The sequence below is a fragment of the Modestobacter sp. SYSU DS0511 genome, from assembly GCF_054050755.1.
In genome coordinates, this window is sequence record NZ_JBJGZY010000019.1 from 64702 (window position 1) to 75552 (window position 10851).

Below are 10851 nucleotides of genomic sequence, written 5' to 3' on the forward strand. Positions count from 1 at the left end.
GCCGGCCGGCGGCCGGCCGCTAGCGTCGGGACGTGCAGATCCGTGAACTGTCCGTGCCTGACAGCTACGTCCTCGATCTCGTCGCGCACGGCGACGCCCGCGGCCGGTTCACCGAGTGGTACCGGGCCGACGTGCTGGCCGAGGCCACCGGGTCCACCCTGCCCCTCGCCCAGGCCAACCACAGCGTCTCCGCCCGCGGGGTGCTGCGCGGGGTGCACTTCGCCCTGGTGCCCCCCGGCCAGGCGAAGTACGTCTACTGCCCCGCCGGCCGGGTGCTCGACGTGGTCGTCGACGTCCGGGTCGGCTCCCCCACCTTCGGCGTGCACGAGGCCGTGCTCCTGGACAGCGCGGAGCCCCGGGCGGTCTACCTCTCCGAGGGGCTCGGGCACGCCTTCCTCTCCCTCGAGGACGGCAGCTCGGTCACCTACCTGGTCTCCAGCGGGTACTCCCCGGACCGGGAGTTCGGCGTCCACCCGATGGACCCCGAGCTCGACCTGCCCTGGCCGCGCGACGTCCAGGTGCAGCTCTCCGCGAAGGACACCGCCGCCCCCACGCTGACCGAGGCCCGCGCGCAGGGGCTGCTGCCGACGCTGGACCAGTGCCGGGCGCGGTACGCGGAGCTGCGCGGCTGACCCCTTCCCCAGCGGCCGGTCCCGAGCGCCCCCGTCCCGAGCGCCCCGTCCCGAGCGCCCCGTCCCGAGCGCCCCGTCCCGAGTGCCCCGTCCCGAGTGCCCCGTCCCGAGCAGTCGGTCAGCCCCGCAGCACGCCCAGCTCGGCCAGGCAGGCCCGGAGCGACTCCTGCCAGGCCGGGAGCGGGGTCAGCCCGGCCGCACGCCAGGCTGCCGGGTCGAGCACCGAGTAGGCCGGCCGCGGCGCCGGCCGGGGGAACTCCGCGGTGGTGAGGGGCAGCACCCGGTCCGGGTCGGCGCCGGAGAGGGCGAACACCTCCCGGGCGAGACCGTGCCAGGTGGTCGTGCCGGCGTCGGTCGCGTGCAGGACACCCCGGACCGGGGTGCCGGCCAGCTCGACGAGCCCGCGGGCCAGGTCCGCGGACCAGGTCGGGCTGCCGGTCTGGTCGGCGACCACGGAGACGGTGTCGCGCTCGGACTCCAGCCGCAGCATGGTCCGCACGAAGTTGCTGCCGTGCGCGGCGTACACCCAGGCGGTGCGGACGACGACGGCGTCGCCGCCCACCGCGGCCACCGCCCGCTCGCCGGCCAGCTTGGTACGGCCGTAGGCGGTGCGGGGCGCGGGCTCGTCGTCGACGCCGTAGGGGGTCCGCGCGTCACCGGCGAAGACGTAGTCGGTGGAGACGTGCACCAGCCGCCCGACGCCGGCGAGCTCCTCGGCCAGCCAGCCGGGCGCCTCGCCGTTGACCCGGTGGGCGGTGGCCTCGTCGGTCTCCGCGGCGTCGACGGCGGTGTAGGCGGCGGCGTTGAGCACGACCGGGCGGGCGCCGCGGGACACCGCGTCGTCCCGCCAGCGGCCGACCACGTCCCGCACCTGGGCCTCGTCGGTCAGGTCGAGCATCGTCCGGCCCAGCGGGGTGAGGTCCTGTCCGGAGAGCAGGCGCTGCAGGTCGGTGCCCAGCTGCCCGGAGGCGCCGGTGACCAGCCAGGCCGTCGGCTGGGTGGGGTCGCTCATGCCCGGGCCGTCCCGGCGGCGGCCTTGAGCGGCTCCCACCACGCGCGGTTGTCCCGGTACCACTGCACCGTCAGGGCCAGCCCCTCCTCGAACGGCATCCGCGGCGCGTAGCCCAGCGCCGCGGTCTTGGAGAAGTCGACCGAGTAGCGCAGGTCGTGCCCCCCGCCGCGGGGGTCGACGATCTGCTCCACCGAGCTCCAGTCGCGGCCGGTGGCGGCCAGCAGCTGCTCGGTGAGCTCCCGGTTGGACAGCTCGCGCCCCCCGCCGATGTTGTAGATCTCGCCCGCGGCGCCGTGCTCCAGCACCAGCTGGATGCCGCGGCAGTGGTCGTCGACGAAGAGCCAGTCGCGCACGTTGGCGCCCTCGCCGTACAGCGGCACGGTGAGCCCGTCGAGCAGGTTGGTGACGAACAGCGGGATGACCTTCTCCGGGTAGTGGTACGGCCCGTAGTTGTTGCTGCACCGGGTGATCGAGACGTCCAGGCCGTAGGTCCGGGCGTAGGCGCGCGCGATCAGGTCGCTGGCGGCCTTGGAGGCCGAGTACGGGGAGTTCGGCTGGAGCAGGTGCTCCTCGGTCCACGAACCGGAGTCGATCGAGCCGTACACCTCGTCGGTCGACACGTGCACCACCCGGCCGACGCCCGCGCGCAGGGCGGCCTCGAACAGCTGCTGGGAACCCAGCGCGTTGGTGACCACGAAGTCGGTGGCCCCGCCGCCGATGGAGCGGTCGACGTGCGACTCCGCGGCGAAGTGCACGACGGCGTCGTGCCCGGGGAGCGCGGCGTCCAGGTCCGCAGCCGAGCAGATGTCGCCCTGCACGAAGCGGTAGCGCGGGCTGTCGGCGACCGGCGCGAGGTTGGCCGGGTTGCCGGCGTAGGTGAGCTTGTCGAAGACGGTCACCTCGGCGTCCTCGAAGCCCGGGTAGCCCCCCGAGAGCATCGTGCGCACGTAGTGCGATCCGATGAAGCCGGCTCCGCCGGTGACCAGGACGCGCATGTCCGCAGACGGTAGCCGTCGTCGCAGGGCACCGGGGTGCGGCGCCGGGGTGCTCATCCGGGCGGGTGAGCACCGCTGCCGGGGCAGGGCCGGCGCCGCCTACCGTGACCGGGTGCGCGGGATCATCCTGGCCGGGGGAACCGGCAGCCGGCTGTGGCCCATCACCCTGGGGGTCAGCAAGCAGCTGATGCCGGTCTACGACAAACCGATGATCTACTACCCGCTCTCCACGCTGATGATGGCCGGGATCCGCGAGGTGCTGGTCATCACCACGCCCGACGACCGGGACTCCTTCGCCCGCCTGCTCGGCGACGGCACCCGGCTCGGCATGCGCATCGACTACGCCGTGCAGCCCGCTCCGGAGGGCCTGGCTCAGGCGTTCCTCATCGGCGCGGACTTCCTGGACGGGCAGGCCGCGGCCCTGGTGCTCGGCGACAACATCTTCTACGGCGCGGGCCTCGGCACGGCGCTGTCCCGGCTGCCCGAGCCCGACGGCGGGCACGTGTTCGCCTACCACGTCGCCGAACCGGCGGCCTACGGCGTCGTGGAGTTCGACGCCGCCGGCCGGGTGCTCTCGATCGAGGAGAAGCCGGCCCGCCCGAAGAGCAGCTACGCGGTGCCGGGGCTGTACTTCTACGGCCCCGACATCGTCGACGTGGCCCGGGGCATCACCCCGAGCGGCCGGGGCGAGCTGGAGATCACCGCGGTCAACGAGCACTACCTGCGGCAGGGGCGGCTGACCGTCACCGCGCTGGACCGGGGCACCGCCTGGCTGGACACCGGCACCTTCACCTCGCTGCGCCAGGCCACCGAGTTCGTCTCGGTGGTCGAGGAGCGGCAGGGGCTGAAGATCGGGTGCATCGAGGAGGTCGCCTGGCGGAACGGCTGGCTGGACGACGACGGCCTGCGCCGGGCCGCCGAGCCGCTGGCCAAGAGCGGGTACGGCGCCTACCTGCTGGGCCTGCTGGGTCAGAAGCCCCGGTAGTCGGTGGGGGCCATCCGCGGCCCCCGCTTCGGCGGCATGCTCCCGCCCACCTCCAGCAGCCGGACCACCCGCTGCCGGTGCCCGCGCCAGGGCTCGAGCAGCTCCAGCATGCCGGCGTCGTCGGTCTTCCGGCCGACCAGCGACCAGCCGACCAGGTTCTTCAGGTGGTAGTCGCCGACGCTCACCGAGTCCGGGCAGCCCACCGCCCGCTGGGCCACCTCGGCGGCGGTCCAGACGCCGATGCCGGGCACGGACTGCAGCCGGCGGCGGAGGTCGGCGCACCCGGTGTGGTCGTCGGCCTCGAGCCGGGAGGCGACCGAGGCGACCGCGCGCAGGGCGCGACGGCGGGCGCCGTCCAGGCCGCAGGCGTGCCACTGCCAGTCGGTGACCGCCAGCACCCGTTCGGGCGAGGGGACCACCCGCATCCCGGCCGGCGCCGGCCCGGGCGCCGGCTCGCCGGCCAGGCGGAGCAGCTCCCGCCAGGTGCGGTGCGCCTCGATGCCGGTCACCTTCTGCTCGAGCACCGCGGGCGCCAGCGCGTCCCACACCCGGCCGGTGGCGCCCAGCCGCAGCCACGGGGTCGCCCGGTGCAGCCGCGCCAGCAGCGGGTGCCGTGCCGGGTCGAACCCGCCGTCGGCGTCCTCGGCCCCCAGCCAGCGCGGGCCGGTCGCCACCGCCCAGTCCGCGCCCGGGCCCCAGCCGTCGAGGCGCAGCCCACCGGGCCCCCCGCTGACCCGCAGGGTGGCCGGGCCGTCCGGGGTGGTCGTGGTGCGCCAGACGCCGTCCTCGGCGTAGCGCAGCGTCGGGTCGCCGGTGCCCCGGCGGTCGCGGGAGAGCACCCGGCGCACGTCCAGCGGCCAGTCGGGCACCCAGGTCCGCGTGACCGCGCCGGCGGGGAGCACCGTGGTCACCGGGGTGCCATGCGGAGCGCGCCGTCCATCCGGACGACCTCGCCGTTGAGGTACCCCTGCCGGACCAGGGCCAGCGCCAGCTCGGCGAAGTCCTCGGGCCGCCCCAGCCGGCGCGGGAACGGGACGTTCTCGGCCAGCGCGGTGCGCGCGGCCTCCGGCAGGGCGGCCAGCAGCGGGGTGTCGACGATCCCGGGGGCGATGGTGACCACGCGGACGCCGACCGGGGCGAGGTCCCGGGCGGCCGGCAGGGTCATGCCGACGATGCCGCCCTTGGACGCGGCGTACGCGACCTGCCCGACCTGCCCGTCGTACGCGGCGATCGAGGCGGTGTTGACCACGACCCCGCGCTCCCCGTCCGGGCCCGGCTCGGTGGCGGCCATCGCGGCGGCCGCCAGCCGGAGCACGTTGAACGTGCCGACGAGGTTCACCGTCACCGTGCGGGTGAAGGCGCCCAGCTCGTGCGGGGCGCCTTCGCGGCTCAGCAGCCGGCCGGCGTAGCCGATGCCGGCGCAGTTCACCGCGATCCGGAGCGGGCGGTCCTTGCCGGCGGCGTCGGCGACCGCGGCCTGCACCGACGCCTCGTCGGTCACGTCGGTGCGGACGAACGACGCCGCCCCACCCAGCTCGGCGGCGAGCGCCGCGCCACGGTCGGCGTCGAGGTCGACCACGGTCACCGCGGCGCCGGCCGCGGCCAGCGCCCGCGCGGTGGCGGCGCCGAGCCCGGAGGCCCCGCCGGTGACGAGTGCGGCGACGTCGAGGTCGGTCATGGCAGCGAGGTTAACCACCGCCGGCGACCACCCGGCCTAGCTGAACCGGCGGCCGAACCGCTCCTCGACGACGCCCAGCAGCTGCTTGACCCGCTCGGCGTCGGCGACCGGGCAGACCATGGTGACGTCGGCGGTGTGCACCACCACGCTGTCGCGCACCCCGACGAGGGCGACCAGGTGGTCGGGGTCGTCGCTGAGCACCACGTTGCCGGCGCTGTCGGCGAGCACCGTCAGCCCCCGGACGGCGTTGCCGGCGGCGTCGGTGGGCAGCGTGTGCGCCAGCGCCGGCCAGGAGCCGACGTCCAGCCAGTCGACGTCCAGGTCGACCACGGCCACCCGGCCCGGCTCGGTGGCCGCGGGCTCCAGCACCGCGTAGTCGACGCTGATCTTCGGCAGCGTCGGGAAGACCTCCGCGAGCACCGCGTCCCGCTCCGCGCCGGCCGGGGCGGCGACGACCCGGGCCAGACCGGCGGCGGTCTCCGGCAGGTGCTCGGCCAGCGCGTCCAGCACGGTGCGCGCCCGCCAGACGAACATGCCCGAGTTCCAGACGTAGTCCCCCGAGGCGAGGTACTCCTCGGCGGTGGCCCGGTCCGGCTTCTCCTTGAACGCCGCCGCCTCGGCAGCGCCCGGCACCCCGGTCGGCGCCCCCTTCTGCACGTACCCGAAGCCGGTGGCCGGCGACGTCGGGGTCACGCCGAGGGTCACCAGGGCGCGCGGGCGGTCGGCGAGGACGGCGTAGGCGGTGCGCAGCGCCGCGGCGAACCGCTCCACCGGGCGGATGACGTGGTCGGCGCTGACCACGGCCAGCTCGGCGTCGGGGTCGACGTCGGCGACCAGGGCAGCGGCCAGCCCCACGGCGTTGGCGGTGTCCCGGGCCACCGGCTCGAGGACCAGCCGGTGGGCGGCGAGCTCCGGCAGGGCCGCCCGCACCGCGTCGGCGTAGCCGGCCGCCGTGCACACCCAGATCCGGTCGGCAGGGAGGACCGCGCGCAGGCGGCCGAACGCCTCGGCCAGCAGACTGTGCGCGCCTCCTCCCTCCTCGGCGACCACGTCGAGGAGCTGCTTGGGCCGGGCGGCCCGGGACAGCGGCCACAGCCGCGTGCCCGAGCCGCCCGCCATGATCACCGCGTGCTGCACGTCACCGCTCCGATCGGTCGAGGTCGTCGGCGCCGCGCTGGAAGCGGGCCCCGGCGGCCACCTGGCCGCTGACGAAGGACAACAGCATCCGGGCGCCCAGCCCCGCGCGGAGCGCGGCCCGCAACGGAGCGTTCCCCGGGCCGGGGTGGCGGGCGGAGAGGTAGCGGAGCGCGCTGGTGTGGTGCACCCGCGCCATCCGGTGCGGCTGGCGCCGGGTGGCGTGGCCGCCCTCGTGCACCACCACGGCGGAGGGGACGTAGACGTTCAGCCAGCCGCGACGGCCCAGCCGCTCGGCGAGGTCGACGTCCTCGAAGTACATGAAGTAGCCCGGGTCGAAGCCGCCGATCGCGTGGAAGGCGGCCAGGTCGACCAGCAGGCAGGAGCCCGACAGCCAGCCGGCCGGGCGCTCCCGCGGCGCCTCCCGCTCGCGCCGGTACCGCGCCGTCCAGGGGTTGGCCGGCCAGAACCACCCGAACGCCGCGTGGCCGATGCCGGTCGAGAGCCGGGGGAGGTCCCGGGCCGACGGGTAGAGCTCGCCCTCCGGCGTGCGGATGGCCGGTCCCAGCGTGGCCGCCCGCGGCCAGCGGGCGGCGGCGGCGAGCAGCTCGTCCACCGAGCCGGGCTCGAAGCGGACGTCGGGGTTGGCCACCAGGGCCCAGCCCTCGGGAACGTCGGCCAGGCCGGCGTTGACCGCCGCCCCGTACCCGACGTTGCCGCCGGTGGGCAGCAGCCGGACGTTGTCGTGCGCCGCCGCCACCCGCTCGGGCGCGCCGTCGGTGGAGCCGTTGTCGGCGAGCACGACGTCGGTGGCCTGGGTGGTCGCCGCGGCCAGCGACTCGACGAAGCCGTCGAGCGCCTCACCGGGTGAGTACGTCACCGCGACGACGCGGAGCGGGGGGACCGGGACGGGAGGACGCACGGGCCGACCCTAGAGGCGCGCGGTCGCCGCACTGCGCCTGGACCGGCCGCCACCGCCACGGCGGCGCGGACCGGAGCGACCCGGGTGCGGGAGCGACGCCTGGGGTCGGTGTGCCACGACAGGTGTCGAGGGGCACCGGGACCGGCGTGCGGTCGTGGCCCCCCGGGCCATCCGGGTACCGTCGGTCCCCGTGACTGGTGCGCCCCCTGACCTCGTCGTCGTCGGCTCCGGCTTCTTCGGCCTCACCGTGGCCGAGCGTGTGGCCAGCCAGCTGGGGAAGAAGGTGCTGGTCCTCGACCGCCGTCACCACATCGGCGGCAACGCCTACTCCGAGCCCGAGCCGGAGACCGGCATCGAGGTCCACCGCTACGGCGCCCACCTGTTCCACACCAGCAACGAGCGGGTCTGGCAGTACGTCAACCAGTTCACCGAGTTCACGAAGTACCAGCACAAGGTCTACTCGATCTTCGACGGCCAGACCTACTCCCTGCCGATGAACCTGGCCACGCTCTGCCAGTTCTTCGGCCGCAGCTTCTCCCCCGACGAGGCGCGCGCGCTCGTCGCCGAGCAGGCCGGCGAGTTCGACACCGCGTCGGCCGCCAACCTGGAGGAGAAGGCCATCTCGCTGATCGGCCGCCCGCTCTACGAGGCGTTCATCCGCGGGTACACCAAGAAGCAGTGGCAGACCGACCCCACCGAGCTGCCGGCCGCGGTCATCGCGCGGCTCCCGGTGCGCTACACGTTCGACAACCGCTACTTCAACGACACGTACGAGGGCCTGCCGGTCGACGGCTACACCGCCTGGCTGACCCGGATGGCCGAGCACCCGAACATCGAGGTGCGGCTGTCCACCGACTGGTTCGACGTGCGGGACGAACTGCCGGGTGACGTGCCGACGGTCTTCACCGGTCCGATCGACAAGTACTTCGGCTACGCCGCCGGTGAGCTCGGGTGGCGCACGCTGGACTTCGAGACCGAGGTCCTGCCGATCGGCGACTTCCAGGGCACCTCGGTGATGAACTACGCCGACGAGGACGTGCCGTTCACCCGGATCCACGAGTTCCGGCACTTCCACCCCGAGCGCGCCTACCCGACCGACAAGACCGTCGTCGTCCGTGAGTACTCGCGGTCGGCCGAGAGCGGCGACGAGCCGTACTACCCGATCAACACCCCCGAGGACCGCGCCAAGCTGGAGACCTACCGGGAGCTGGCCCGGAAGGAGGCGGCCGAGAAGCGCGTGCTCTTCGGCGGCCGGCTGGGCACGTACAAGTACCTGGACATGCACATGGCCATCGGTTCCGCCCTGAGCATGTTCGACAACCGGATCCGGCCCTTCTTCGACGAGGGTGGCTCGCTCGACGGCCGCCTCGACGACTGAGCATCGAGGACTGAGCAGCACCATGACGACGACCGAACCGATCGCCCCCGAGGACGCCCCCGTCTCCCCCGAGGTCGTCAGCGAGCCCACCGCCGAGGACCTGGCACCCGGCAAGGCCGTCGAGCTGCTGCAGCGGGTGCTCCTGCCACGACCGGCCGACCAGCTCAAGGTCCGCAGCCTGTACGTGGACGAGACCAACAGCAACCGGGTCCGCGCCGTGGACCGGTACACCGCCGAGATCGGCCCCGGCGCCGAGCTGTCCTTCGCGACCTACTTCAACGCCTTCCCGGCGAGCTACTGGCGCCGTTGGAGCGTGCTGGACAGCGTCGTCCTCCAGGTGACGGTCGCCGGCACCTGCCGGATCGACGTCTACCGGTCCAAGGCCGACGGCGAGTCGATGCACATCACCGGCGCGACCCACGAGGGCGGCGACGAGCGGACGCTGGAGTTCGAGCTGGACCTGGGGCCGTTCGTCGACGGCGGCTGGTACTGGTTCGACGTCACCACCGAGGAGGAGACCACGGTCCGGCGGGCCGGCTGGTACGCCCCCCGGGCACCGGAGTCGGCGCCCCGCCTGTCGGTGGGCATCTGCACCTACAACCGCCCGGTCGACGCCGTCGCCGCGCTGACCGCGCTGGTCGAGGACGAGGTGGTGCGCGACATGCTGCACCTGGCCGTCGTCGCCGACCAGGGCAACGACCACGTGCGGGACGCCGCCCAGTACCCGGCGGTGGCCGAGGCCCTGGGCGACCGCCTGCGGATCATCGAGCAGCCGAACCTCGGTGGCAGCGGTGGTTTCGCCCGCACCATGCACGAGGCCTTCACCCGCAGCGAGGCCACCCACCACGTGCTGCTCGACGACGACATCCAGCTCGAGCCCGACAGCCTGCTGCGCGCCCGCGCGTTCGCCGCCTACGCCCAGCAGCCGGTGCTGGTCGGCGGCCAGATGCTCGCCCTGCAGGACCGCTCGGTGCTGCACACCATGGGCGAGATCGTCGACCGGTCGAACTTCTTCTGGCGCAACGCCCCGAACACCGAGTACTTCCACGACTTCGGTGAGCGGACGCTGCGGGAGTCGCCCGACCTGCACCGGCGGATCGACGTCGACTACAACGGCTGGTGGATGTGCCTCATCCCCCGCACGGTGTTCGAGTCGGTCGGCATGCCGCTGCCGGTCTTCATCAAGTGGGACGACGCCGAGTACGGCCTGCGGTCCTTCGCGGCGGGCTTCCCCACCGTGTCGCTGCCCGGTGCGGCCATCTGGCACCTCTCCTGGGGTGACAAGGACGACGCCAGCGACTGGCAGGCCTACTTCCACATCCGCAACCGGCTGATCGCCGCGGCGCTGCACTCGCCGCACAAGCACGGTGGCCGGCTCTTCCCGGAGATGATCAAGCACGACCTCCGCTTCCTGATCAACCTGCAGTACTCCACGGTCGAGCTGCACCACATGGCCTACCGGGACTTCCTGGCCGGCCCGGAGAGCCTCTTCGAGGGGATGCCGGGGTCGGTGGGCCGCGCACGGGAGACCCGGAAGAAGCACCCCGACGGCCGGGTGCTGTCCTCCGCCGCGGAGCTGCCGCTGCCCTCGATGAGCGCGGCGGAGACCATCGGCTTCCGCAAGATCCCGGTGACCCCGCCGCAGATCGGCTCGACCCTGCTGAAGGCGATCGCGCACAACGTGTCCCCGGTCGACCCCGCCCACCGCGAGGCCCCGCAGCTGAACCTCGCGTTCCAGGACGCCCGCTGGTTCATGCTCGCCCGGCTGGACAGCGCCACGGTCGGCACCGCGGACGGGCGCGGCGTGACCTTCCGGCAGCGCGACCCGCAGGCCTTCCGCCGGCTGTCGGCCGGGTCGGCGAAGCTGCTCCGCCAGATGCACCGGGAGTGGCCGGAACTGCAGCGCCGGTGGCAGGCAGCCGCCGCGGAGCTGACCTCCGTCGACCGCTGGACCGAGGCCTTCGAGTCCTGGGGCTCGCGACGCGTCTACGACGCCAAGGGCCACTTCCTGGCCAACGCCGCCTGGGCCTCCCGCAAGGACGCCCGGGACGCCGTCGTCGCCGCCCGCGGCGCTTTCCCGAAGTGGTCCGGCGCCACCGCCTACAACCGCGGGCA

10 protein-coding genes are annotated in these 10851 nt (G+C 74.2%); 4 read left to right on the top strand and 6 right to left on the bottom strand.

What is annotated here, in order from left to right; translation table 11 throughout:
- Positions 1 to 32: 32 nt before the first annotated feature.
- On the top strand, positions 33 to 632 hold the full coding sequence (locus ACI783_RS11550; protein ID WP_457140565.1) for a dTDP-4-dehydrorhamnose 3,5-epimerase family protein: 600 nt from the start codon (positions 33 to 35) through the stop codon (positions 630 to 632).
- Between the two features lie 118 nt (positions 633 to 750).
- On the opposite strand, the gene rfbD is transcribed toward ACI783_RS11550, so the two are convergent.
- Together rfbD and rfbB are read right to left on the bottom strand one after the other, a co-directional pair.
- The gene (rfbD, locus tag ACI783_RS11555) at positions 751 to 1644 is read right to left on the bottom strand and encodes a dTDP-4-dehydrorhamnose reductase (protein WP_457140566.1); all 894 of its coding nucleotides are present in this window, start codon (positions 1642 to 1644) and stop codon (positions 751 to 753) included.
- Positions 1641 to 2639: a dTDP-glucose 4,6-dehydratase gene (rfbB, locus tag ACI783_RS11560; RefSeq protein ID WP_457140567.1), complete on the bottom strand. Its 999-nt coding sequence runs from the start codon at positions 2637 to 2639 to the stop codon at positions 1641 to 1643. The genes rfbD and rfbB overlap by 4 nt, the downstream gene beginning before the upstream one ends.
- A 112-nt stretch (positions 2640 to 2751) precedes the next feature.
- On the opposite strand from rfbB, the gene rfbA reads away from it, so the two are divergent.
- Entirely contained in the window at positions 2752 to 3624 is an 873-nt protein-coding gene (gene rfbA, locus ACI783_RS11565) for a glucose-1-phosphate thymidylyltransferase RfbA (protein ID WP_457140568.1), read from the top strand.
- Here rfbA and ACI783_RS11570 read toward each other — a convergent pair.
- The 4 genes from ACI783_RS11570 to ACI783_RS11585 are packed head-to-tail and all read right to left on the bottom strand — an operon-like array spanning position 3609 to position 7358.
- Entirely contained in the window at positions 3609 to 4535 is a 927-nt protein-coding gene (locus tag ACI783_RS11570) for a DNA-3-methyladenine glycosylase family protein (RefSeq protein WP_457140569.1), read from the bottom strand. The two genes, rfbA and ACI783_RS11570, sit on opposite strands and share 16 nt — an antisense overlap.
- On the bottom strand, positions 4532 to 5302 hold the full coding sequence (locus tag ACI783_RS11575) for an SDR family NAD(P)-dependent oxidoreductase (RefSeq protein WP_457140570.1): 771 nt from the start codon (positions 5300 to 5302) through the stop codon (positions 4532 to 4534). The genes ACI783_RS11570 and ACI783_RS11575 overlap by 4 nt, the downstream gene beginning before the upstream one ends.
- Positions 5303 to 5338: 36 nt before the next feature.
- Complete coding sequence (locus ACI783_RS11580; protein ID WP_457140571.1) at positions 5339 to 6439, bottom strand: mannose-1-phosphate guanylyltransferase; 1101 nt, start codon at positions 6437 to 6439, stop codon at positions 5339 to 5341.
- Position 6440: 1 nt separating this feature from the next.
- Positions 6441 to 7358: a glycosyltransferase family 2 protein gene (locus tag ACI783_RS11585; protein ID WP_457140572.1), complete on the bottom strand. Its 918-nt coding sequence runs from the start codon at positions 7356 to 7358 to the stop codon at positions 6441 to 6443.
- A gap of 190 nt (positions 7359 to 7548) precedes the next feature.
- Here ACI783_RS11585 and glf point away from each other — a divergent pair, with 190 nt between their 5' ends.
- A complete protein-coding gene (gene glf, locus ACI783_RS11590) occupies positions 7549 to 8736 on the top strand; it encodes a UDP-galactopyranose mutase (RefSeq protein WP_457140573.1) in 1188 nt (395 codons plus the stop codon).
- A 22-nt stretch (positions 8737 to 8758) separates the two neighbouring features.
- A partial coding sequence (locus ACI783_RS11595; protein WP_457140574.1) for a glycosyltransferase occupies positions 8759 to 10851 on the top strand: 2093 nt, incomplete at its 3' end.